A 24,115-nucleotide genomic window follows, 5' to 3' on the forward strand; every position below is an offset into this window, starting at 1 on the left:
CGATAGTCTCTTTTCTTTAATCAGTTTCGTGGTTTTGATGAAAAATAAGGCCAGCAATTGCTGGCCCATGTTGGTCGTGCAGTATGCAGAATAGATAAGCGTTACGGCAGAGCGTAAGCAATCACATCGTCACCGCGGTTGTCGTTGGTGCCGGTACGCGTTGCACCGCCCGCCACGACGACCACATACTGTTTACCATCTTCTGCGATATAGGTCATCGGTGCGCCCTGTCCACCAACCGGCAGACGGCCACGCCACAACTCTTTACCCGTATTGTTATCCAGTGCGCGCACGAAGTAATCGAGCGAGCCGTGGAAGAAGGTCAGCCCACCTTTGGTCACCAGCGGGCCACCCATGGTTGGCATCCCCAGCGGGATATCAAGGCCAGGTGCAACACCATTGATTGGCGCATCTTTAATGCTGCCCATCGGCATCTGCCAGCGTGTTTTACCCGTCGCAAGGTCGATAGCGGTCATCGAACCAAATGGCGGCTTGAAGCACGGTACGCCCAGCGGTGACATAAACATCGAACGCTCAACCCCCCACGGGGTGCCCAGCTGTTTGGAGTATTCGCCTTCGGTGCTCGCCTTCATCCCTTTCTGCTCGGCTTCTTCACGTTTGATGAATTTGCCCCACTGCGCCATACGGATGTCGTTAACGATCAGCGTACCGGTTGACGGGTCAATTGCACCGCCGCCCCAGTTAAAGCCGCCGTAGTAGCCAGGGTAGATCAGGGTACGTTTTTTATCAGAGAGTGGAGTGAATTCGCCCTCCCAGCGCATCTCTTTGAACTGCACGCGGCAGTAAAGCTGATCGAAGATGGAAGCGCCCCACATATCCGACTCTTTCAGTGCGGCAGTACCCACGGAGATGGCTGAGTACGGCTGAGTGTCGGCTACTTTCATACCCGGCATCGCATCGGTAGAGACCTTGCGGTATTCCACCGGGATCACCGGTTTACCGGTACGGCGATCCAGTACGAAGATCTGGCCGCGCTTGGTCAGCTGGATCAGCACCGGAGTCGTGGTGCCGTCTTTGCCTGGCATATCGTAGAGGATCGGCTGGGAAGAGACGTCATAGTCGAACTGGTCGTGATTAGCAGTGCGGAAGTGCCACACCTCTTTACCGGTTTTCAGCTCAACGGCGACCACGGAGTCGTTATATTCGTCTGAGTACGGGTGACGGTTGCCGGTCCAGAAGTCTGGAGTCTGGTTGCCGGTAGGGAAGTAGGCAATGCCGAGCTTCGCATCATAGGCCGCTGTTCCCCAGAAGTTCGGGGTCTCAATTGCATAGGTCTGGCCTTCCGGCAGCGGGGAGCTGTCCTTCGCGCCGCGTGAAGCATCCCATGCCCACAGAATTTTTCCGCTGCGAGCATCAAAGCCGCGCACCACGCCGGAAGCTTCGCCGGTGGTCAGGTTATCGTTCAGCTTGCCGCCGACCATAATCACGCCGTCGGCAACCAGTGGTGCAGAGGTCAGGTAGTAAGAACCGTGCGCCGTCGGGCCAAGGCCGTTCAGCAGGTTAACAAATCCATTGTCGCCAAAGCTTTCATCCAGCTTGCCGGTTTCGGCATCCAGCGAGAAGATGCGGCCATCAACGGTGGTGCTGATGATGCGTTTATTAGCACCCTGTGGCGCATCGCTGAGTTCGGTATAAGCGACGCCACGGCAGCGTTTCCACTGCTTGTTGCCTTCGGTTTCTTCAATTTTCGGGTCGAAGCGCCACTTCTCTTTCCCGGTGACCGGGTCGAGGGCGATCACTTTATTCAGCGGCGTACACAGATACATGGTATTGCCGACTTTCAGCGGCGTTACCTGATATTCGGAGCCGTTAATCGCCAGATCGCCGGTATGATAAGTCCAGGCCACCTTCAGATCTTTCACGTTGCTGGTGTTGATCTGATTGAACTGAGCAAAGCGCTGGCCTCCGGTATTACGACCATAGGCTGCCCAGTCGTTACCGCTGTCATCGGCGGCTTTTTCATCCAGTACGGCAGCTTTGTCACCGCTGGCTTCCACTTCCGGATGAATACGGAACATATTGGCAAAAATTGCCACGATAGCGATGGCCAGCACCACTGAGAAACCGCCTGCCACTTTGCAGCCGATAACACGGGTCTGATCTTTCTTACGCAGTACCGGAGCACACAGTGTAGCCAGCAGTGCAACCACCAGGAAGGTAACGGTACGCGGCACCAGCTGCCAGAAATCCGTACCGACTTCGCTGAAGGCCCAAATCAGGCTGACAATCAGCAATGCCCAGGCGAGATACAGCGCCCAGCCATTTTTCCGTGCTAATCCCAGACCGGTGGCGGCCATCGCCAGACCAGCAGGGAGATAAAACCATGAACCACCCAGTGTAATCAGGTAGACACCGCCACCTGCAAGAGATAAGCCCAGAAGAACCAGGACTATCCCGATAATAACAACCAGAATATTGCGACTGTTTTTCATGATGAGATATTTTCCATACAGAACGATTCCTTTTCAGGACGATTGATGAATCGACTCTTGCCCGACATTAATTGCAAAATTGTTATATTTGTTAAGTGTTTGCGATGCCTGTCCCTTGCACCTCTGTGCACCTTTTTGCCACGTCTTGATAACATTTCCCTGTAGCTTTCCTTTCTCCTCTCGTTATTACCCACAGTAACTAACGGGCTAATGCCGTTTTTAGTCATTTAAAAACATGTGGTTAGAGAGGTGATAGTGAAGCGGCAAAGATATTACCTGAGCTTGCTACCGTTGGCAAAGCGTATTGCCAACGGTAGCAACATTAAACATGTATGTAACATATTGCTGGCGCAGCGAGAGATTATCAGTATGTAAAGAGGGGGAAAATCACACATCCGGCACCCTGCGCTTTAGGGGACAGTGAGATTCCTCTATTCTGTTGGCAACAGGTTCAGCTACCGGAGCGCAACTGCTTAAATAATCATGAAAAACCGAGTGACAGAGAAACAGACGCAGAAAGCAACGGCGAGCGATGTTGCGCTGCTGGCCGGCGTATCGAAATGGACAGTGCTGCGTGCGTTTAAACCGGATGCATCGATTTCACCGCTGGCGCGCGAAGAAGTGCTGGCTGCGGCAAAAAAACTTGGCTTCCGGCCAAACCTGCTGGCGCGCAGCCTGAAACAGCGTAAAACCAATATTATTGGCGTGGTGACCGATGAGTTTACCAATCCGCATACGCTGAAAATGCTCAATGAGGTCACGCGGCAGCTGAACGAGCGTGGCTATATGGCGCTGCTGCTTAATGTCGACTCCGATGCTAACTACCAGTCGGTGCTGCAAATGGCCGGGCAGCTACAGGTGGATGCGCTGCTGTTCCTCGCCACCATTTTTAGTGACGAACTGATTGTCGCCATGGAGGAGCTGCATCAGATCCCCAGCATTCATGTGTGCCGCAGTACCGATAGCGCCGATGTGGAAGTGGTAAGCGTGGATGGCTATGCCGCAGGTCAAGAGCTTGGGCGCTTGCTGCTCTCTCAGGGCTATCATCGCTTTGGCTATATGAAAGGTCAGGACACCTCTTCAACACACCTGATGCGTATGGAAGGCTATGTTGCCAGCCTCGACGCAGCCAATAAGACGCTGGATAAAGTGCTGTTTGCCGGTCATTACGATCGTGAAATGGCCTATCAGACGATGATGACCTATCTGAAAAATACCTGGGCCTCCGAACGTATTGATGCGTTGTTCTGTGAAAACGATGTGCTGGCGTTTGGAGCCATGCAGGCGATCCGTGATTTTGGTGAGGGTGCACATATCGGCGTGGTGGGTTTTGATGACGTGGGCGAAGCCAGCTCATCAATGTGGAACCTGACCACCTGGGCACAGCGCTGTGATTTACAGATTGCCGAAGCGTTGAATCGTCTGCTCGATAACCGTGCCGATGAAGAGGGCGCATGGCGCAAAGGCGAACTGAAGATCCGCCATTCGCATCTCAGCCGTGAGGTTCATGGAGAAATGGCCCAGTGCGGCTGTGCCAGCCGTAGCTAACCGGTTTTCGATTCCGTTGCGCTTCAGACGAAAAAAAACCATGGTGATGACACCATGGTTTTTTTATCTCGCTTGTCCCGTGGGGGTTAGCGCATAGTAACAAACTCTTCCGAACCGGTCGGATGGATAGCAACGGTGTTGTCGAAGTCTTTCTTGGTAGCACCCATTTTCAGCGCCACAGCGAAGCCCTGCAACATCTCATCCATACCGTAACCGATACCGTGAATACCGACGATTTTCTCATCGGCACCGACGCATACCAGCTTCATACGGCACGGCTGACGGTGCTGAGTGACGGCGGTGTACATGGCAGTAAAGGCCGATTTGTACACTTTCACCTGGTCATCACCAAACTTCTCACGCGCTTCCGGCTCGCTCAGGCCCACGGTGCCGATTGGCGGATGGCTGAACACTACGGTTGGCACGTTGCTGTAGTCCAGATGCTCGTCTGGCTTATTGTTAAACAGGCGTTCGGACAGACGACGGCCTGCGGCCACCGCTACTGGCGTCAACTCAACTGCGCCGGTATTGTCGCCCACGGCATAGATGCCTTTAACGTTAGTATTCTGGAACTTATCAACCTTGATATAGCCTTTCTCGTTCAGCGCAACGCCGGTAACCTCCAGATTCAGGTTATCGGTCATTGGCTCACGACCAATTGCCCACACCAGGCAGTCAACGGTCTGCTCTTTACCATTTTCCAGCTGTAGCGTCAGGCTGCCGTCAGCATTTTTGACCACAGCTTTCGGGATGGATTCGGTGTGCAGCGTTGGCCCTTCGGTATTCATCACTTCAACCAGCGTGTCGACAATCAGCGGATCAAAGCTGCGCAGCGGCGCATGTTTACGCACGAAAAGATGGGTTTCAGAACCCAGCGCATTGAGTACGCCCGCGATCTCTACCGCGATATAGCCTGCGCCAACAACCGCGGTGCGTTTCGGCAACGCCTGCAATTCAAAGAAGCCGTCGGAGTTAATACCGTATTCCGCACCCGGAATGGTTGGCTGGGTTGGGCGGCCGCCGGTAGCGATCAGAATATGGTCGGCAGTAATTTTTTCGCCATTAACTTCAACAGTGTGCGCGTCAATGAAACGGGCGTAGCCTTTGATCACGTCGACGTTATTTTTTCCCAGCACGTTGTCGTACGAGGTGTGGATGCGATCGATATAGGCACTACGGTTTTTCAGCAGCACGTCCCAGTTAAACTGGTTTACAGTGGTATCAAAACCATAGTCGGGGCCATAGTTATGGATGGCTTCGGCAATCTGCGCCGCATGCCACATCACTTTCTTCGGTACGCAGCCAACGTTAACGCAGGTGCCGCCGAGGTCTTTCGCTTCGATCAGCGCACATTTCTGGCCATACATGGCCGCACGGTTAATGGAGGCGATACCGCCGCTGCCGCCGCCGATGGCAAGGTAGTCATAATGTCTGGTCATCGAATCTTCCGGTTAAGTCAGTGAGTAAAATCAGTTGGCATAGAGTGTAACGCTTCAAGGGTAAAACCCGCAAAGTTTGCGTCTATGGTTGTGATAGGGGGGGAGGCAAAGAGCGCATACTGTGCCTGCTCTGTTTAAGGTTTACCTTAGTTAGCAGGCACAAAGCGAATGAGTTCGGTGCTGCTTAATCTGGAGGATAAACACCCCTGACCTTATAGTCATCGACATATTTCACAATCTTGCCGTTTTTTTGCAAACGATAGGTGCCATCATATGCCCGGAACATCATTCCCATATTTTTGCTGCTACTGACAGAGAAAGTCGCGTCCTTCTCAATACAATTTTTTCTGGTTTTCATCTCCATAAAGCAGAGCCTGTCATACTTATCCAGCTCTTTATAGCCATCGCCGAATAGCCAGAATGTCACGCTAAATGATCCATCTTTCCCGGGAGAGGGAACGCTATATTTTTCCCTGAGCATTTTTTCATTTTTTCGCCACCAGTTTATTTTCCCCCTGTCGGTAAAAGGGAAGCTCCTTACCAGCACAGAGCTGTAATTATCATCTCTGTGAACAGCAACAATCTCAACCGGGCGTAGCGATAGCAAGTAGAAATAAAGTATTAGCGCACTGCCTGTAAAAATAAGCACGAAAATCGTTATCTTATATTTCAGTTTCATTACGATCTCCATTTACTTCAACTGTTGCTTCCATATTGGTTATAAAGGGTTTAAAACCAAATTTATTATACCGTTGTAATAAAAACCAGATGCGGAAAAAGTGAAACTGTTTAAATTTAAATTTTGAAATATCATGAATGTCCAGGCCAAAGTGATCCTGTACCTTGTAATGAACAAAAGCACGGTAACGGTCGCCCTCAACTTGTAAGGATTTAAGGGTAATATGTGTCGCCCAGGTATCGTGCACGGTGATGCTCATGCCGTTTAATTTATCCTGGAATCTATCAAATTTAGGAAGTTTTCCGAACGATATTTCTTTTCTAAATTCATCTTTTTCGTGTGCGGGATAGATGCTTTTACCCCAATCTATTTTATCACCCAGGACTTTTTTTATGCCCAATAGTGTGCTGTTTTCCGTTGTGTCACGAAGAACATGCTCTTTCAACGCCATGTTCAGCTGTGCGCTGCTATATGCCGTACCGTTACCGTGCTGCATATGGTTGATCATCTTTCCGATCTCGTGGCGGTAAGGGCCATAAATAGAGAATACGCGGGATAGATCGCGGAATTCATCGAAGAGAATTTGGGCACACTCTTGCACGGTAATTTTCGTACTGGTAACCCGTGAACCACTGAACATAGACTGTGGACGATTGAGTGCGGAAGTTTTTGTCAGAGTATAAGGATCCACCTGGTCAGAGATATATCGTAGACCAAAATGTGTTTTCAGCTGTTGTGCGGTTAAATCACCATATTGCATATCGCGGGAGTTGTAGTCATCCATTCGCCGTTGAGATTGAAATAAAACGCAGGGATATTGTAGTCTGGCCATAATAGAATCTCCTTATCCATATATTTCCACAGGATGAATAATAAGCATCGGCAGGTGCTTTTGTAAACGTCGTGGTCATAAATGGATTTTTTCGCATGTGTAGCGCAACAGAAATTCATAGGAGGGGAGTGATTAACAGCACGGGGATCCGGCTCGTTTTGTGTTAGACCTGGAAACAGTGAAGTTGGCTAAGTCAGCGGAATAATAACTGAGGGAGTCTGTGGATTATAAAATTTTTCGGTTAAGTCAGTGAGTAAAATCAGTTGGCATAGAGTGTAACGCTTCAAGGGTAAAACCCGCAAAGTTTGCGTCTATGGTTGTGATAGGGGGGAGGCAAAGAGCGCATACTGTGCCTGTTCTGTTTAAGGTTTACCTTATTTAGCAGGCACAAAGCGAATGAGTTCGGTGCTGCTTAATCTGGAGGATAAACACCCCTGACCTTATAGTTATCGACATATTTCACAATCTTGCCGTTTTTTTGCAAACGATAGGTGCCATCATATGCCCGGAACATCATTCCCATATTTTTACTATTATCAACAGAGAAAACAACGTCTTTCTCAATGCAGTTTTTCTCGGTTTTCATATCCTCAAAACAGAGTCTGTCATATTTATCCAGCTCTTTATAGCCATCACCGAATAACCAGAATGTTACGCTAAATGATCCATCTTTTCCGGGGGAGGGAATGCTATATTTCTCCCTAAGCATTTTTTCATTTTTTCGCCACCAGTTTATTTTCCCCCTGTCGGTATACGGAAAGCTTCTTACCAGCACAGAGACGTAATTACTGCTTCTGTGATGAACCGCAATAATCTCAACCGGGCGTAGCGATAGCAAGTAGAAGTGAAATATTAGCGCACTGCCTGTAAAAATAAGCACGAAAATCATTATTTTATATTTCATTTTCATTACGAGCTCCATTTGCTTCAACTGTTACTTCCATATTAGTTATAAAGGGTTTAAAACCAAATTTATTATACCGTTGTAATAAAAACCAGATGCGGGAAAAGTGAAACTGTTTAAATTTAAGTTTTGAAATATCATAAATGTCCAGGTCAAAATGTGTTTTCAGCTGTTGTGCGGTTAAATCACCATATTGCATATCGCGGGAGTTGTAGTCATCCATTCGCCGTTGAGATTGAAATAAAACGCAGGGATATTGTAGTCTGGCCATAATAGAATCTCCTTATCCATATATTTCCACAGAATGAATAATAAGCATCGGCAGGTGCTTTTGTAAACGTCGTGGTCATAAATGGATTTTTTCGCATGTGTAGCGCAACAGAAATTCATAGGAGGGGAGTGATTAACAGCACGGGGAACCGGCTCGTTTTGCGTTAGACTTGGAAACAGTGAAGTTGGCTAAGTCAGCAGAATAATAACTGAGGGAGTCTGTGGATTATGCAATTGCAGTTTTTAGGCACCGGCGCCGGAACGCCCAGCCGTGAACGTAACGTCACCAGCATCGTGCTGGATTTGCAGGGTGTCCGCAATGCCACCTGGTTGTTTGACTGTGGTGAAGGTACTCAGCACCAGATCCTGCGCACTCCGATCAAGCCGGGTAAGATCGAGAAGATCTTTATTACCCATCTGCATGGCGATCATATCTTCGGCCTGCCGGGGCTGTTAACCAGCCGATCAATGAATGGCTCCGGCGATCCGCTGACGCTATACGGGCCAGCGGGTATTAAAACTTTTGTAGAAACTGCAATCAGCCTCAGCGGTTCATGGCTGACCTTCCCACTGGAGATTGTGGAAATTACCGCTGGTGAAGTGTGTAACGATGAACAGTTCCGCGTTACAGCCTATCCGCTGACCCACCCGGTGGAGTGCTACGGATACCGCATTGACGAACATGACAAACCCGGTGCGCTGAATGCCGAAAAACTGGCGGCAGACAACGTCCCTGCCGGGCCCTATTTTTACGACCTGAAGCATGGGCGTAGCGTGACGCTGGACGATGGCCGGGTGATTAACGGCTGGGATTACGTGGGCGATAAGATCCCAGGCCGCAGCCTTGCGATCTTTGGCGATACTGCGCCGACGGAACGGGCAACGGAACTGGCGGCAGGGGTGGATGTAATGGTGCACGAAGCGACGCTGGAAGTGGCGATGGAAGAGAAAGCGAATAGTCGCGGCCATTCAACCACGGCACAGGCGGCGAAAGTGGCGCAGGAGAGCGGGGCGAAGCGGCTGATTATAACGCATCTCAGCTCGCGCTATCTGCGGGCTGACTGTGAGCGGCTGCTCAAGGAGTGCCAGGCGATATTTCCGCACACCGAGATGGCTCACGATTTCGCGGTATTTAACCTGTAAAGCCGGGCGAGGGGGGGGCAGGGTCGGGCATGCCCGACCCTCAGGTGACAGCGTTATTCCGGCACTATCCAGCTGACTTTGTGGTAGCCGGTACCCGATGGCACCAGTACTTTTTCCAGCCACGGCAGCACATTTTTCATCTGCTGCTCCAGTTTCCACGGCGGATTAATCACAATCATACCGGAGGCGGTCATACCAAAACGGTCGCTGTCCGGGCGTACGCCCAGCTCAATTTGCAGGATACGGCGGATGCCGGTGGCCTGTAGCTCGTTAAACATACGCTTAATCTGCTGACGCAGCACAACCGGATACCACAGGGCGAAGATCCCGGTGCCGAAGCGTTTGTAACCTTCCTGAATTCCCTGAACCACTGCCTGGTAGTCGCTTTTCATTTCGTACGGTGGATCAATCAGGATCAGACCACGGCGTGACGGCGGCGGCAGCTTGGACTTCAGCTGCTGATAGCCGTCGGCACGGGCCAGGCGTGCACGAGTATCTTTTTGAAACTCATTACGCAGCATCGGGAAGTCGCTGGAGTGCAGCTCGGTCAGCTGTAGCTGATCATCTTCGCGCAGCAGATGGCGGGCAATCAGCGGTGAACCCGGGTAGTAACGCAGTTTCCCGCCCGGATTGTAGTTCTTCACCACGCTAATGTAGGGTGCCAGCTCTTCCGGCAGGTCATCCTGCTGCCAGATACGTGCAATCCCTTCAAGGTATTCTCCGGTACGCTCCGCATGCTCACCGCTTAACAGGTAACGCCCGGCACCCGCATGGGTATCAAGATAGAGATAAGGTTTTTCCTTCTCATTTAACGCGCTGATAATCAGGCTCTGCACGGTATGTTTGAGAACGTCGGCATGGTTGCCGGCATGGAAGCTGTGGCGATAACTGAGCATGTATTGGGATAATCCGGATGGTAAATGCGAGCATGCCGCCATCGGGCGGCACAGGTTGCGGTCATTATAGCGAAAATGGGTTAAAAAAGCGCGTTCAGGTCGGGATATGCTGCCAGAACGGATAGGTAAACAGCAGCAGGTGCAGCATATTAAAGGCAAAATGTACCAGCGCCGCTACCCACAAACGCCCGCTCCATAGCCAGGCCAGCCCATAGATCAGCCCGGCCAGCGTGGCGAACAGCACCAGCAGTACTCCGCCAGAAAAATGAACCAGGCCAAACAGCAGTGAAGCAATCAGCAGTGCCTGTTTATCCCCCAACAGCAGGCTTAAACGCTGCTGAATATAGCCGCGAAACAGCGCTTCTTCTGCCAGACAAACAAAAAACAGGTTTGCCAGCATAAATGATCCCAGCCAGTCTGGCAGGTGCGGCTCCACTTTTATGCCGCCAGCGAGGGTGGCGAGCAGTAATAGCAGCGGCATCGACATCAGCAGAATCAGCCACCATAACGAATTAGCCGGAGGCTTTGCCTGACGTTTTAGCAGCGTGGGAAGGCAGGCAAGTAACAGAAAGGGGATCAGTGCTTTATCGATGTTGTAGTAAAAGGTAAAGGGGGCGCTCTCTGGCCCGGCCTGTTCGCCGGAAACAATGATGAGATTATTAAACCCCGGAATCATATGCAGCATCAGCGCTACAGCGCTAAATACCAGAATAATTTCACCCGGCAGAGAAAATGCGTGGGTTTTTTTTTGCATCCCGCAGCAGAGAGCGACAATCCCAATGATACTCAGTGCAATCATGCCCGGCGGCAGCAGCGTCTGATTAAATATCGCCAGGCCCAGAGCGACAGCCAGCAATATCAGCGAACTTCGCAGATAAAAAGGCAGAAAGAGTAATGAGGCCGCCAGCGTATACCACATAAATAAACTCCCTGTTTGTAACGGAGTAATACGATGTATGAAAGCGGTGAGGAGTATGCAACGACCACATGGGAGTGGCAATGCGTAAAGTGCGGAGAAAATAGTGTGCTGCGCCGGGAGAAAGCCGTTGCTGATAGGCTGGCCCATTGATTTTCACTACACTTACCCTCATGTTAAAAAGATCGTGCGTGACAACGCGCCCCATACAACGATTAAAGGACTGCGCTATGACCAATCCGTTACTCTCCTCTTTTACGCTTCCCCCTTTCTCCGCCATTAAGCCCGAACATGTGGTTCCTGCCGTGACTCAGGCGCTGGATGATTGCCGTGCGGCGGTAGAGCGCGCGGTAGCCCAGGGGGCACCGTACAGCTGGGATAATCTGGTACAGCCGCTGGCCGAAGTGGATGACCGTTTAAGCCGCCTGTTTTCGCCGGTAAGCCATCTGAACTCGGTACAGAACAGCCCGGAACTGCGCCAGGCCTACGAGCAGACGCTGCCGCTGCTGTCAGAATACAGCACCTGGGTGGGCCAGCATGAGGGCTTGTATCAGGCCTATCGTGACCTGAAAGAGGGCAGCAACTATGCGGCTCTGGATATTGCACAGAAGAAAGCAGTCGATAACGCGCTGCGTGATTTCGAACTCTCCGGTATTGGCCTGTCGAAAGAGAAGCAGCAGCGCTATGGTGAGATTGCCGCGCGCCTGTCAGAGCTGGGTTCGACCTACAGCAACAACGTGCTTGATGCCACTATGGGCTGGAGCAAGCTGATTACCGATGAGAAAGAGCTATCCGGAATGCCGGAAAGCGCGCTGGCCGCCGCTAAAGCACAGGCGGAAGCGAAAGGTCAGGAAGGCTGGCTGCTGACGCTGGATATTCCCAGCTACCTGCCGGTCATGACCTATTGTGATAATCAGGCGCTGCGCGAAGAGATTTATCGTGCTTACTCCACCCGCGCCTCTGACCAGGGGCCAAATGCCGGAAAATGGGACAACAGCGAAGTGATGGCTGAAGAGCTGGCCCTGCGTCATGAGCTGGCTCAACTGCTGGGCTTTGCCTCTTATGCTGAGAAGTCACTGGCCACCAAAATGGCTGAAAACCCGGCGCAGGTTATCGATTTCCTGAATGGCCTGGCCACCCGCGCTCGTCCGCAGGCAGAGCAGGAAGTGGCACAGCTGCGTGCTTTTGCGCAGAAAGAGCACGGCGTGGACGATCTGCAACCCTGGGATCTCACCTATTACGGCGAAAAACAGAAACAGCATCTCTACACCATCAGCGATGAGCAGCTGCGCCCGTATTTCCCGGCACAGCGTGCGCTGGATGGCCTGTTCGAAGTAGTGAAGCGTATTTACGGCATCACCGCCAGCGAACGTCACGATGTCGATGTTTATCATCCTGATGTGCGCTTCTTCGACCTGTTCGACGAAAGCGGTGAGCTGCGCGGCAGCTTCTATCTTGACCTGTATGCGCGCGAGCACAAACGCGGTGGGGCCTGGATGGATGACTGCGTGGGCCAGATGCGTAAAGCCGATGGCACATTGCAAAAGCCGGTTGCCTATCTGACCTGTAACTTCAATCGCCCGGTGAGCGGCAAGCCTGCCCTGTTTACCCACAATGAAGTGACCACCCTGTTCCATGAGTTTGGTCACGGCCTGCATCATATGCTGACGCGTATTGAAACCCCGGGCGTGTCTGGTATCAGCGGTGTGCCGTGGGATGCCGTCGAGCTGCCAAGCCAGTTTATGGAAAACTGGTGCTGGGAGCCGGAAGCGCTGGCATTTATCTCCGGTCATTTTGAAACCGGCGAGCCGCTGCCGCAGGATCTGCTGGAAAAAATGCTGGCGGCGAAAAACTATCAGGCGGCGCTGTTTATCCTGCGTCAGCTGGAGTTCGGCCTGTTTGATTTCCGTCTGCACGCCGAATTTGATCCGGCCAAAGGCGCACGCATCCTGGAGATTCTGCAAGAGATCAAAGCGCAGGTGGCCGTGGTGCCAGGCCCATCCTGGGGCCGTTTCCCTCATGCCTTCAGCCATATCTTTGCCGGTGGTTATGCCGCAGGTTATTACAGCTATCTTTGGGCGGATGTGCTGGCGGCTGACGCCTACTCGCGTTTCAAACAGGAAGGGATTTTCAACCGTGAAACCGGTCAATCCTTCCTTGATAATATCCTGACGCGCGGGGGTTCTGAGGAGCCGATGGAGCTGTTCCGTCGCTTCCGTGGCCGTGAGCCGCAGCTGGATGCGATGCTGGAACATTACGGCATCAAAGGATAAGTCAGCGGTGAACATCTGTTTATTAGATGAAACGGGCGCCAGCGATGGCGCCTTATCTGTTTTAGCTGAACGCTGGCAGCTGGTACACGACGATAACGCGCCGATGGCGCTGGTGCTCACTCCACAACATCTGGAGCTGCGTAAGCGTGATGAGCCAAAGCTGGGGGGCATTTTTGTTGATTTTGTCTCCGGAGCGATGCTGCACCGGCGTAAATTTGGCGGTGGCCGGGGTGAGGCGGTAGCGAAAGCCGTGGGTATCAAAAGCGGTTATCTGCCGGATGTGGTGGATGCCACCGCAGGGCTGGGGCGTGATGCGTTTGTGCTGGCCTCGATTGGCTGCCGGGTGCGGATGCTGGAGCGCAATCCGGTGGTGGCCGCCCTGCTCGACGACGGCCTGCGCCGTGGCTATGCGGATGCCGGGATTGGCCCGTGGCTGCGTGAACGTCTGACGCTGCTGCATGCTTCGAGTCTCAATGCGCTGACGGATATCACTCCGCCCCCTGACGTGGTGTATCTCGATCCCATGTATCCGCATAAGCAGAAAAGCGCGCTGGTCAAGAAAGAGATGCGGGTGTTCCAGTCGCTGGTGGGGCCTGATGAGGATGCCGACGGGCTGCTTCAGCCTGCGCGCCAGCTGGCAAAGAAACGTGTAGTGGTGAAGCGGCCGGACTATGCGCCGCCCATTGCCAATGTGGCCACGCCAAACGCGGTGACCACTAAAAGCCACCGCTTTGATATCTACTCGCCTGCCGGATAACAGCGGTATGCCGGGTTTATCGTTAAGCGACGTTTTTCCCTGCCTTGAGCACCAGGCAGGGAAGTTTCTTTAGACGAACGGTGCCAGCGGATCGGCAATCTCAAAGGCGGCGGTTTTATCAGCCTTCGGCGGATAGATAAGCTCACGGGTGATTGACTGTTTGATCTTCTTCGCTTCCGCACGGGTTGCTTTTACCTGTTGATCCCAGCCTTCCGTATAGACAGCGCCCCATGCGCCGAGATCCAGACAGGTGACATAGTTTTCCTGACGATACGGCAGTGGCTCCACGTTCAGCAGGCTGGCGGCCGCATTGTTACCGGCAAATTTACCCAATAAAATCGCGTGCTGGCAGGTCATAAGCGCATAATTTCCCCTGCCGTCAGTGGCTGCACGGGCAACGTCGCCGGTGGCATAAATATCGTCAAAGCCCACCACCTGTAATTGTTCATTGACCTGTAAACGTCCCTGGCGATCCCGTGGGGCATCAATTTGCTGCGTGAGATCATTCGCCTGTACGCCGACGGTCCAGATTACGGTCTGTGCAGTAATGATCTGTCCATCTTTTAGTGTCACGCCACTGGCATCCACGCTCTCGACTTCTGCATTAACCCGCCACTCTACGCCCAGTTCAGCGGACGCCTGGGTAATCACATCGCGCAACGCTTCGCTGAAACGCGATCCCGGCTGCGGGCCGCGTTCAACTACGATGATTTTAGTCTGAGCATTCTCGCCGAAGATTTCGCGCAGGCGTGCTGGTAGCTCGGTGGCCATCTCAATTCCAGTGAAGCCGCCGCCGCAGACCACCACGGTATTACGTGCTTCGCTCTCCGGCTGTTGAGCCAGGCTTGTCAGATGTTGTTCCAGCACTTCTGCGCTTTCCAGCTGATCCAGGTCGAACGCATACTTTTCCGCACCCGAGACCATCGAACGGTTAACGTGGCTGCCGCTGGCCATAATCAACCGGTCGTAGCGCAGGCGGTGGGCTTCGCCCTTGTCATCTTGCCAGCTAACTTCTTGTAACGAAGCGGTAATTTTCTTAACCGTCCCGCGCAGGAAGCGAATTCCCGTGGCATCAAACAGGGGTTGCAGAGGCGCAGTCAGCGTCCGTACGGCTTTTTCATAAAAACGTGGACGAATGCGCAGTTCGGGCTGCGGAGCAATCAATGTGATATCAACGGCCTGGTGTTGATTTTTATCGGCCAGCCGCGCGGCGCTGAGTGCTGCCCACATCCCAGAAAAACCTGCTCCCACGATCACTATTTGTTTACGCATTTTAATATCACTCATTCCATTGTGGTTAACAACTCGGATTGTATTGATCGTAGTTACAAAGTGCAATGAGCTTTGTGCTTAACGGGGGGTTAAAAAAGCGATCCTGTTATATCTGTATGATTTAATTAGAAAGTATATTTTACTCTGTTATCCGGTATTGCTGTTGCTCTGGCATGCATATAGTGAAAAAGCTACAATAACTCAGATTTATTTTAGCTGAGATAAGCATATGGCATTTTATAGTTCTGGCGTTGAGTACGGCATCCATAGCCTGATGTATATGGTGGATAGCAGAGGTGATGCCCGTGATATGAGCGTCCGGGAAATTGCCGACCTGCAAAATGTCCCTTACGATTATCTGGCTAAAATCTTTACCCGACTGTCAAAAGCGGGGCTGGTGCGAAGCAGTGAAGGCAAGGGGGGCGGCTTTCAGTTAGCGCAGCCTGCCGAAGATATAACGGTACTGGATGTGGTCAATGCGATTGATGGCGATAAGAGTATTTTTGAATGCCGTGAAATTCGCCAGCGCCTTGCTCTGTTTGACCAGCAACCGCCCGGGTGGGCCTGTGAAGGTATTTGTGGCGTACGCACGGTGATGGATATGGCGCAGCAGCGTATGGAAGAGGCATTAGCCCAGCATACTATTCTCGATCTTACGCGAAAGATGTATCGCAAAGCGCCGGACGCATTTGTCGTTGAAGTCCAGGACTGGATCGCTGCGCGTAAAGGTTGATTGCGCGCACCGACCCGTCTTCACCTGTCGGAAATGGTGCAAAGTCGGGCACATTAACGCCAGTAATATTCAGGCATTCTCAGATATTAACGTGCTCAGTTAGCAGCATTAATCTTCGTCTTCGTCACGCAGCGGCACAATCAGCATGTCAATATGAACGGTGTTGATTAGCTGGCGTGCAGAAGACATCAGCTTGCTCCAGAAATCCTGGTGGTGCCCGCAAACCACCAAATCTACCTGATACTGCTTGATGGCATCGACCAGCACCTGGCCGAGGTCACCGCTGCCGCTTAATGTTTCCGAAATTGGATAGCCTGCGCTGTTGGAGAGATCCGTCAGCGCGGTGTGCGTCTCTTCAGAAATACGTTTTTGCATATCCCCGAGGTTGACATCAATCAGACCGGTGTAGAGATCTGAATAGTTAACATCAACGTGGATCAGGGAGACTTTGGCGTCGTAGGGGCGCGCCATGGAAACTGCTTTATCAACCAGCAGTTTACTTTCCGGCGAGAGATCGACGGCAATCAGAATGTGTTTATAGGCCATTTGAATACTCCTTTTCGCGTAAGTGCTAAGAGGAAGTATAGCGAAAAAAGTTTGCAGATGTTGTGGCATGGGGCAGCGTTTGAGAGGGCGATCAACATGAATTTTCGTCCCTTTGGATATGATGCTGTAAACATCGCTGGAAATAATTTAAACATATCTCCTACACTGATAATTGACGGCAGCAAAAACGTTTTGTGGCGTCAGTCGGCATGCAGCAATAATCTCAAAATAAAGGTTGGCGAAACCATCGAGGGGCATATCCGGCTTTGCCCGCATTATGCATTCCGTGGTGAGTGGCCGGGAGGGGATCATGATCAGCACTATTGCGCTTTTCTGGGCTCTTTGTGTCGTTTGTGTGGTGAATATGGCGCGCTATTTCTCTTCGCTACGAGCTCTGTTGGTGGTGCTTCGTGGCTGCGATCCGCTGCTGTATCAGTATGTAGATGGCGCAGGATTTTTTACGTCTCACGGGCAGCCGAGCAAGCAGGTACGGCTGATTGGTTATATCTGGGCGGAGCGCTATCTGGATCATCACGATGACGAGTTTATCCGCCGTTGCCAGCGGGTTCGCGGGCAATTTATCTTAACAAGTTCTCTTTGCGGACTGGTATTAATCAGCCTGGTCGGGCTGGCAATCTGGCAATAACGTGGCATTCAGCCAAAAAAAAGCGGACCGGAGTCCGCTTTTTTATTGTCGCTATCAATCAAATCATCTTCAGCGCCAGCCAGTACAGCACACCGGAAAGAACAATCGAGACCGGCAGGGTGAAGACCCAGGCCAGCAGGATGTTCTTAATGGTGCGCCCCTGCACGCCGCCACCGTCAACCAGCATAGTACCGGCAACGGAGGAGGAGAGAACATGGGTGGTAGAGACCGGCATCCCGGTATAACTTGCCACGCCAATTGAGACTGCTGCCGTCATCTGTGCAGACATCCCCTGGGCGTAAGTCATACCTTTCTTACCGATTTTCTCACCGATGGTGGTGGCAACACGACGCCAGCCAACCATCGTTCCCAGCGACAGCGCTAACGCCACCGCGACGATGATCCACACCGGGGCATACTCAACGGTACTGAGCAGGTCACCCTTCAGCTTGTTGAGGAAGCGTTTGTCGTCAGGCTGCGTTTCCGGCAGCTTGGCGGCTTTCTCTGCGGTGTCTGAGATACACATCAGGAGACGACGCAGATGGCTGCGCTGCTCCACGCTTAACGCATCGTAGCTGGACAGGTTGTTTAACAGCCCTTGTACCGTCTGGATGGCAGGCAGAGCGCGTGCAGCATCGCAGTGGAACTCATGGGGCTGTGAAGCGACCTCTTCCGGCGTTGGCAGCGCAGGCGGTGTCATCTCAATGATATGCGTCAGCGAGAGGGCATGCTGCTGGTAATATTTTTCCAGGTGGTCGACCGCATCGCGAGTGCGAGCAATGTCATAACCGCTGGAGTTCATATTGACCACAAAGCCTGCCGGTGCCACGCCGATCAGTACCAGCATAATCAGGCCGATACCTTTCTGGCCGTCGTTCGCACCGTGCGAATAACTGACACCAATCGCTGAGACAATCAGCGCGATACGCGTCCAGAACGGTGGCTTTTTCTTGCCGTCGATCTTTTCACGTTCAGCTGGCGTCATATGAATACGCTGACGTTTTTTATTCCCACTCCAGTAACGGCGCAGAATAAACACCAGCCCGCCAGCAATGACTAAGCCGACAATCGGTGAAATAATCAGCGACATAAAGATACCGATCATTTTTGGAATATTCAGCGCATCCACCACCGAGGTGCCAGTCAGCAACGCGTTGGTCAGGCCGATACCAATGATGGCACCAATCAGGGTATGAGAACTGGAGGCCGGTAACCCAAAGTACCAGGTGCCGAGGTTCCAGATAATAGCGGCAAGCAGCATGGAAAAGACCATGGCAAGCCCGTGAGCCGATCCCACATTCAACAACAGATCGGTGGGTAGCAGATGGACGATAGCGTAAGCCACGCTTAAGCCGCCCAGCAGTACACCAAAGAAGTTAAACACCCCTGCCATGACAACCGCTAACTGCGAGCGCATTGCACGGGTATAGATCACGGTAGCTACCGCGTTTGCCGTATCGTGGAAGCCATTGATTGCTTCGTAGATCAAGACAAACAACAGAGCAAGAACCAGTAACAGGCCGGTATGATAATCAAGACCAGCAAACAGATGTAGCATAAGCGTTACGCCATTTCATTTTGGAGGACATGAACGCGGCGCATTATCAGCGACAAACCGCACCCGGGCAAAGGGAAATATAGACTTTTTTTGACATGAACGTGTCAAAGTTATGACAGTTGATGGTGAAAGCATCAGTAAATCAAACGGTTACAAAATGTTTCGACCTGCAATTTGGTCTGAAGCTGGTATCCCTGGCGTCAACTCACTACAATCAGCGTTTTTGCAGGTCGGCGCGCGGAGTGTGAAGTGGAAAAGTATGACGTTATTGTAGTTGGCGCGGGCGCGGCTGGCCTGTTTTGTGCGGCCCAGGCAGGGCAGAAGGGGCGGCGCGTTCTGCTGATTGATAACGGCAAAAAAGCCGGGCGTAAAATTCTGATGTCGGGCGGCGGACGCTGCAACTTCACTAATCTCTACACCGAGCCTGCCGCCTACCTGTCGCATAATCCACATTTTTGTAAATCTGCGCTGGCGCGCTATACCCAGTGGGATTTTATTGACCTGATCAATCGTCACGGCATTGCCTGGCATGAGAAAACCCTGGGCCAGCTGTTTTGCGATGATTCTGCCCAGCAGGTCGTTGAGCTGCTGCTGAAAGAGTGCGAAGAGGGGCAGGTGACGCTGCGCCTGCGCAGTGAAGTGGTGGCGGTAAGCCGTGATGATAGCGGCTATACCTTGCAACTGAACGGCGCAGAAGTGCAGGCAGAAAAGCTGGTGATTGCCAGCGGCGGGCTGTCGATGCCGGGGCTGGGTGCCTCACCGTTTGGCTATAAAATTGCCGAACAGTTTGGCCTGAAGGTCTTCCCGACCCGCGCCGGGCTGGTGCCGTTTACGCTGCATAAACCACTGCTGGAGCAGCTGCAAACCCTCTCTGGCGTATCGGTACCGTCGGTGCTGACCGCGGAAGATGGCACGGTATTTAAAGAGGCGCTGCTGTTTACGCATCGTGGGCTTTCAGGCCCTGCGGTGCTGCAACTTTCCAGCTACTGGCAGCCGGGTGAATTTGTAACCGTGAACCTCTCGCCAGGCCAGGATGTTGATGCTTTTATTAACCAGGAGCGCCACAGCCATCCGAATCAGAGCCTGAAAAACACGCTGGCAAAACTGCTGCCGAAACGCCTGGTCGAGTGCCTGCAACTGCTGGGGATGGTGCCCGAATGCACGCTGAAGCAGCTTAACAGCCGCCAGCAGGCCGATCTTGCCAGCGCCCTGCATCAGTGGCGCGTCCAGCCCAACGGCACCGAGGGCTACCGCACTGCCGAAGTGACGCTGGGCGGCGTTGATACCACTCAGCTTTCGTCGAAAACCATGGAAGCACGGGCTGTGCCGGGACTCTATTTTATCGGCGAAGTGGTGGATGTTACCGGCTGGCTGGGCGGTTATAACTTTCAGTGGGCGTGGAGTTCCGCCTGGGCTTGCGCGCAGGCGCTGTAATCAGACTCATCTTGCTTACTGTGGCGTCAGGGCAAAGTGCGGGTGGCGGCCAGCCAGGAGCAGCAGAAATTCATATTCAATCTGACTTAGCTGGCCTGGTTTGGTTGCCGCCTCTTTTGTCTGCCAGACGCGCAGACTGAGGTTAAACCGTTCGGCGGCATTCTCCTGCGAGAGGCCGGCGGCCAGGCGAAGTTCACGCACGTTTGTCGTGACAGACACCGGGCGTTGAGATGTTTGGTTTGCCATGGGCGTTTCCTTCTAATCCGGACAGGGGCCACCTGAGTGGCGAGTGTTAAACGGATGCAGCAATCGCCTGACGCGCGACATCATGCTATCAATCTGGTTGCTGACAGGTTTCCCCGGTGTTGCCAGCGTGGTGAATCATAAAAGGTCATGCTGTTTTATATATAGCACGCTATTTAATCGTGCATTATGTTTATGAATTATATTGTGGCACTAACTACGAAAAAGAGAAGGGGGAAATTGATTAAAGATCTGCATCGACATCCAGTATAAATTTTGTCAATGGCGGTCAGAAATACGGTGAACTCGCGCTGCGCCTGTCCTGTCAGGGAGTGTTGAAAATTTAATCGTTTGTTCCTTTCGCATTGACAGGACATTCCTCCAGCTTAGTGTTCCTTATTTAGCGCGCTGAAATAGCGCCTGAAGGGCTTAAAACCCTTTTATGGCTGTGCCGCTCAGGTCGCTTTAAGAATGAACTTCAGTATGCCGTCCAGCGTCGGCAGCTGTGTCTCCAGATCAAATTCGGGGTTGATCGCTTTGCGTGAGATCAGCCCGTCAATCAGGGCATAGATTGCAATGGTCGCGCTTTCTGCCTCCAGCTGGCGGTCAAACTCGCCTTTCTCTATTCCATCCTGAATGATGGTTTTAATGCCATTACGCATCAGCAGATCGGTAGCCATAAAAGTGGCTTTCACCTCATCATTGCGCGCCGCTTCGGCAATGATTTCTACCCATAAGCGGTGATCAGCCGGATAACCGACGTCATTGATGCAGGATTTCACCAGCTGACAGATACGTTCAAAAGGCGAGCCGCTATACGGCTGGCTGTAGTTCAGCAGGGCGGTATTTTTCTCTTCTTCAACAATTGCAGAGATAAGGGCTGATTTGCCTTTAAACCAGGTGTACATCGCGCCCTGACTCACTTCCGCCTGGCGGGCAATATCACCAATACTGGCACCGTTAAAGCCTTTTTCAGAAAAGCATTTTGCGGCAGCGTTAATCAGCCGATGCCAGGTGCTGCTTTTGTCTGTACTCATCGTATTCTCATCATATGAACGTTCATTCACTACGGTATCTGAAGGCCCTGATGTTGTACAGGCGATGGCGGGGATGCCTTCTGTCAGCTGGCGCTATAGACAGGCAGCAGCAACCAGGGTAGGTTGTGAATGAACGTTCATTCATTTTGGATGAGATGATGACCATGTTGACGGAGGAAGGGTCTAAATGAGTAAGCTGAAAACAATCCGGCTGGTGATGCCGCAGTGGCAGGGCGGAAATAACCCGGCCTATCACTTTGGCGCGCAACTGCTTGCCTGGCTTGCGCCTGCGGCCAACTGTCCCGTGATCTCTATTCCTGTCACGCCCCCTGAGAATAATCCTCTGAGCGATGAAGGTGGCATCGTCGGGCGACGGCAGGTTATCGCCCAGCTTAAGCGTGCGCAGAGTGCAATTCAGCTGCACAGCCCGGATAAAATCGCGGTGTTAGGCGGAGACTGTCTGGTCGACCTCGCCCCGTTCGCTTATCTGGCGGGAAAATATCAACAGGGCCTGGGTATTCTCTGGATCGATGCGCACCCTGATGTGATGACGCCCGCTGAGTTCAGCCACTCTCATGCGCATGTGCTGGGCGCATTAATGGGCCATGGCGATGCTGAGTTAACCGCTGCCGTGACGCGACCAATATCAGGCGGTAAAGTGATGATTGCCGGTCTGAACGATCCGACGGCTTATGAGACCGATTTTATTCAGCAGCACGCGATTAATACCTGTTCGCCGGATGAGATTAAAGCGGGCAGTCGCCCGGTTCTTGACTGGATTGAAAATGAAAAAATCACTCATCTGGCGGTACATTTCGACCTGGATGTGCTGAACTTCAGAAAATTCAGGTCGGTACTGTTCGCGAATCCGGATAGCGATGAAAAGACCTTTGATGGTATCGGAAAAGGAACGCTGGAAATTGACGACGTGATTAGCCTGATCAACCAGGTGAATAACGTCTCCACAATCGTCGGGCTGGGCATTGCGGAACATCTCCCCTGGGATGCCATTAATATGAAAAGAATGCTGGCAAGTCTGCCATTAATCAGTGACTGATTGTTTGGTTCAGCAGGCACATCCTGAGTGATGTGCCCATCCACCACCGGGCTTTACGCCGCCGCCCGCGCTCCGCGCTTCACCGACATCGCATAGCCCGCCGCAGAACAGACGGCGATAAACCACGGGATCAGCTGCACCAGCTTTGAGTCGCTGCCGCTAAGAAGTTGCAGGTTATTGATCACCAGAATGATGGTGACTGACATTGCCGACAGCGCGAGCAGCGGTGCCCAGAACACCTGCCATGCGCTGTTATGGTGATTATCTTTCCGGCGGAAAAACATGATCACCGCCGCCGAAACTCCAACTTGTAACACCAGAATCGACAGGGTGGCGATGGCTGAACCAAAGGCGAAGATCTGTGCCATCGGGTCGAGATCGATGCTGCCCATACCGACCAGCAGCATCAGGAGCAGTACGCTGTGAACATGGCTGGCTTTATGTGGTGTACCGTTGGTCGGATGTGTGGCACACAGCTCTTTCCAGATCAGGCCGTCACGGCTGATGCTGAAAATATAGCGTGAAATATTGTTATGAAACGCCATCGCGGCCGCAAACAGGCTGGTGATCAGCAGCACCGACATCGTATCCACCGCCCACTGACCGACGTACTGGCGGGTGATATCAAAGACAAAGTTGCCGGGGTCTTTACGCGCAATTTCTACCAGCTTATCGATGTCGTATGCCTGCACCAGCGACCAGCTGGTAAAGCAGAAGAAGGCGGTGATAATCAGCAAAGCACAGACGGTGGCGCGCGGTACGGTTTTATGCGGATCGCGGCACTCTTCCGCGTAAATAGCAGTCGATTCAAAGCCGATAAATGAAGCGATGGAGAACATAAAGGCGATGCCGAGGTTCCCCTGCATAAATACCGATGGCTCAAACGAACTGATATTCAGATCGCCGGATTTTTTGACTAGCAGCATCACATCGGTCAGCAGCACAATAGCGACTTCTGCCAGCATCAGCACCCCCAGCAGCTTTCCGCCGACCTCCACGCGTCGGATGCCGAGCACCCAGGCGAGCACCACACACAGCATACTCAATGCCCACCAGGGGATATGCACGCCGAGATGCTGTTCAATAAACAGCTGGCTGAAGAAGCCGAGCATCGCCACCACTGCCGTCTGGACGGAGAAATAGGCAATTAAGGCCAGCACTGAGGCGGAGGCTCCCCAGTTTTCGCCCAGTCCTTTTGAGATGTAGGTATAGAATGCGCCTGCATCGCTGACGTGGCGGCTCATGGCGATATAGCCCACCGAGAACAGCATCAGAATGGCACAGGCCATAATATAGATAACGGGAATACCGCCGCCGTTACCGGTGAACATCGCCACCGGCAACCCGCCGACCACGCCGGTGAGAGGCGATGCAGCAGCCACCACAAAGAAGACCAGAGAAAATAAGCCCAGGGTATTTTTTCTTAAACCGGTAGAGTTGCTCATCGCCAGCGCCTTAGTTGACAGTGAAATTGTGCTC

The 24,115-nt window shown here is 52.4% G+C and carries 22 protein-coding genes; 8 read left to right on the plus strand and 14 right to left on the minus strand.

The annotated features are described in order from the left end of the window. Positions 1–101 precede the first annotated feature (101 nt). Positions 102–2,453 carry a membrane-bound PQQ-dependent dehydrogenase, glucose/quinate/shikimate family gene (locus GN242_RS00930; RefSeq protein WP_154753430.1) on the minus strand — a complete coding sequence of 784 codons (2,352 nt, stop codon included), beginning with the start codon at positions 2,451–2,453 and terminating at the stop codon, positions 102–104. Between the two features lie 495 nt (positions 2,454–2,948). On the opposite strand from GN242_RS00930, the gene GN242_RS00935 reads away from it, so the two are divergent. Beyond that, a complete protein-coding gene (locus GN242_RS00935) occupies positions 2,949–4,001 on the plus strand; it encodes a LacI family DNA-binding transcriptional regulator (RefSeq protein ID WP_309547424.1) in 1,053 nt (350 codons plus the stop codon). Positions 4,002–4,087: 86 nt separating this feature from the next. On the opposite strand, the gene gorA is transcribed toward GN242_RS00935, so the two are convergent. The 5 genes from gorA to GN242_RS00960 form a co-directional block, all read right to left on the minus strand. Then, entirely contained in the window at positions 4,088–5,440 is a 1,353-nt protein-coding gene (gorA, locus tag GN242_RS00940) for a glutathione-disulfide reductase (protein ID WP_154753432.1), read from the minus strand. 184 nt (positions 5,441–5,624) lie between these two features. Continuing rightward, the gene (locus GN242_RS00945; RefSeq protein WP_156286771.1) at positions 5,625–6,119 is read right to left on the minus strand and encodes a DUF943 family protein; all 495 of its coding nucleotides are present in this window, start codon (positions 6,117–6,119) and stop codon (positions 5,625–5,627) included. Continuing rightward, complete coding sequence (locus GN242_RS00950; protein ID WP_156286772.1) at positions 6,103–6,951, minus strand: DUF3289 family protein; 849 nt, start codon at positions 6,949–6,951, stop codon at positions 6,103–6,105. Before GN242_RS00950 ends, GN242_RS00945 begins: the two co-directional genes overlap by 17 nt. Before the next feature lie 412 nt (positions 6,952–7,363). Beyond that, positions 7,364–7,861 carry a DUF943 family protein gene (locus tag GN242_RS00955; protein ID WP_154753433.1) on the minus strand — a complete coding sequence of 166 codons (498 nt, stop codon included), beginning with the start codon at positions 7,859–7,861 and terminating at the stop codon, positions 7,364–7,366. Next, entirely contained in the window at positions 7,845–8,126 is a 282-nt protein-coding gene (locus tag GN242_RS00960; protein WP_156286773.1) for a DUF3289 family protein, read from the minus strand. The genes GN242_RS00955 and GN242_RS00960 overlap by 17 nt, the downstream gene beginning before the upstream one ends. Positions 8,127–8,353: 227 nt before the next feature. Between GN242_RS00960 and rnz the strand changes: the two genes are divergently transcribed. Next, positions 8,354–9,268, plus strand: a complete 915-nt coding sequence (gene rnz / locus GN242_RS00965; protein WP_154753435.1) for a ribonuclease Z — start codon at positions 8,354–8,356, stop codon at positions 9,266–9,268. A 53-nt stretch (positions 9,269–9,321) separates the two neighbouring features. Here rnz and GN242_RS00970 read toward each other — a convergent pair whose 3' ends face one another. Both GN242_RS00970 and GN242_RS00975 read right to left on the minus strand, forming a co-directional pair. After that, positions 9,322–10,164, minus strand: coding sequence for a 23S rRNA (adenine(2030)-N(6))-methyltransferase RlmJ (locus GN242_RS00970; protein ID WP_154753436.1), 843 nt, complete (start codon positions 10,162–10,164; stop codon positions 9,322–9,324). A 94-nt stretch (positions 10,165–10,258) separates the two neighbouring features. Continuing rightward, entirely contained in the window at positions 10,259–11,083 is an 825-nt protein-coding gene (locus GN242_RS00975) for a CPBP family intramembrane glutamic endopeptidase (RefSeq protein WP_154753437.1), read from the minus strand. 227 nt (positions 11,084–11,310) lie between these two features. Here GN242_RS00975 and prlC point away from each other — a divergent pair, with 227 nt between their 5' ends. Together prlC and rsmJ are read left to right on the plus strand one after the other, a co-directional pair. Beyond that, positions 11,311–13,353 (plus strand): oligopeptidase A, encoded by a 2,043-nt coding sequence (gene prlC, locus GN242_RS00980; protein ID WP_156286774.1) that lies wholly within the window; start codon positions 11,311–11,313, stop codon positions 13,351–13,353. 7 nt (positions 13,354–13,360) lie between these two features. Next, a complete protein-coding gene (rsmJ, locus tag GN242_RS00985; protein ID WP_197094754.1) occupies positions 13,361–14,110 on the plus strand; it encodes a 16S rRNA (guanine(1516)-N(2))-methyltransferase RsmJ in 750 nt (249 codons plus the stop codon). Positions 14,111–14,179: 69 nt separating this feature from the next. Here the strand turns inward: rsmJ and GN242_RS00990 are convergent, their stop codons facing one another. Then, the gene (locus tag GN242_RS00990) at positions 14,180–15,382 is read right to left on the minus strand and encodes an NAD(P)/FAD-dependent oxidoreductase (RefSeq protein WP_156286776.1); all 1,203 of its coding nucleotides are present in this window, start codon (positions 15,380–15,382) and stop codon (positions 14,180–14,182) included. A 229-nt stretch (positions 15,383–15,611) separates the two neighbouring features. Here GN242_RS00990 and GN242_RS00995 point away from each other — a divergent pair, with 229 nt between their 5' ends. Continuing rightward, complete coding sequence (locus GN242_RS00995) at positions 15,612–16,115, plus strand: RrF2 family transcriptional regulator (protein ID WP_154753441.1); 504 nt, start codon at positions 15,612–15,614, stop codon at positions 16,113–16,115. Between the two features lie 108 nt (positions 16,116–16,223). On the opposite strand, the gene uspA is transcribed toward GN242_RS00995, so the two are convergent. Beyond that, the gene (uspA, locus tag GN242_RS01000; protein WP_154753442.1) at positions 16,224–16,661 is read right to left on the minus strand and encodes a universal stress protein UspA; all 438 of its coding nucleotides are present in this window, start codon (positions 16,659–16,661) and stop codon (positions 16,224–16,226) included. Between the two features lie 310 nt (positions 16,662–16,971). Here uspA and uspB point away from each other — a divergent pair, with 310 nt between their 5' ends. Continuing rightward, positions 16,972–17,307, plus strand: a complete 336-nt coding sequence (gene uspB / locus GN242_RS01005) for a universal stress protein UspB (protein ID WP_154753443.1) — start codon at positions 16,972–16,974, stop codon at positions 17,305–17,307. A 58-nt stretch (positions 17,308–17,365) separates the two neighbouring features. Here the strand turns inward: uspB and pitA are convergent, their stop codons facing one another. After that, positions 17,366–18,865, minus strand: coding sequence for an inorganic phosphate transporter PitA (pitA, locus tag GN242_RS01010; RefSeq protein WP_154753444.1), 1,500 nt, complete (start codon positions 18,863–18,865; stop codon positions 17,366–17,368). Positions 18,866–19,114: 249 nt separating this feature from the next. Here pitA and GN242_RS01015 point away from each other — a divergent pair, with 249 nt between their 5' ends. Continuing rightward, positions 19,115–20,299 (plus strand): BaiN/RdsA family NAD(P)/FAD-dependent oxidoreductase, encoded by a 1,185-nt coding sequence (locus GN242_RS01015; protein WP_156286777.1) that lies wholly within the window; start codon positions 19,115–19,117, stop codon positions 20,297–20,299. Between the two features lie 15 nt (positions 20,300–20,314). Here GN242_RS01015 and GN242_RS01020 read toward each other — a convergent pair whose 3' ends face one another. Then, the gene (locus tag GN242_RS01020) at positions 20,315–20,545 is read right to left on the minus strand and encodes a transcriptional regulator (RefSeq protein WP_154753445.1); all 231 of its coding nucleotides are present in this window, start codon (positions 20,543–20,545) and stop codon (positions 20,315–20,317) included. A gap of 452 nt (positions 20,546–20,997) precedes the next feature. Then, positions 20,998–21,579 (minus strand): TetR/AcrR family transcriptional regulator, encoded by a 582-nt coding sequence (locus GN242_RS01025; protein ID WP_156286778.1) that lies wholly within the window; start codon positions 21,577–21,579, stop codon positions 20,998–21,000. A gap of 187 nt (positions 21,580–21,766) precedes the next feature. On the opposite strand from GN242_RS01025, the gene GN242_RS01030 reads away from it, so the two are divergent. Beyond that, positions 21,767–22,636: an arginase family protein gene (locus GN242_RS01030; protein ID WP_156286779.1), complete on the plus strand. Its 870-nt coding sequence runs from the start codon at positions 21,767–21,769 to the stop codon at positions 22,634–22,636. A gap of 53 nt (positions 22,637–22,689) precedes the next feature. Here the strand turns inward: GN242_RS01030 and GN242_RS01035 are convergent, their stop codons facing one another. Next, on the minus strand, positions 22,690–24,081 hold the full coding sequence (locus GN242_RS01035; protein WP_156286780.1) for an APC family permease: 1,392 nt from the start codon (positions 24,079–24,081) through the stop codon (positions 22,690–22,692). Between the last annotated feature and the right edge of the window lie 34 nt (positions 24,082–24,115).

Source organism: Erwinia sorbitola (assembly GCF_009738185.1).
GTDB lineage: Bacteria > Pseudomonadota > Gammaproteobacteria > Enterobacterales > Enterobacteriaceae > Erwinia > Erwinia sorbitola.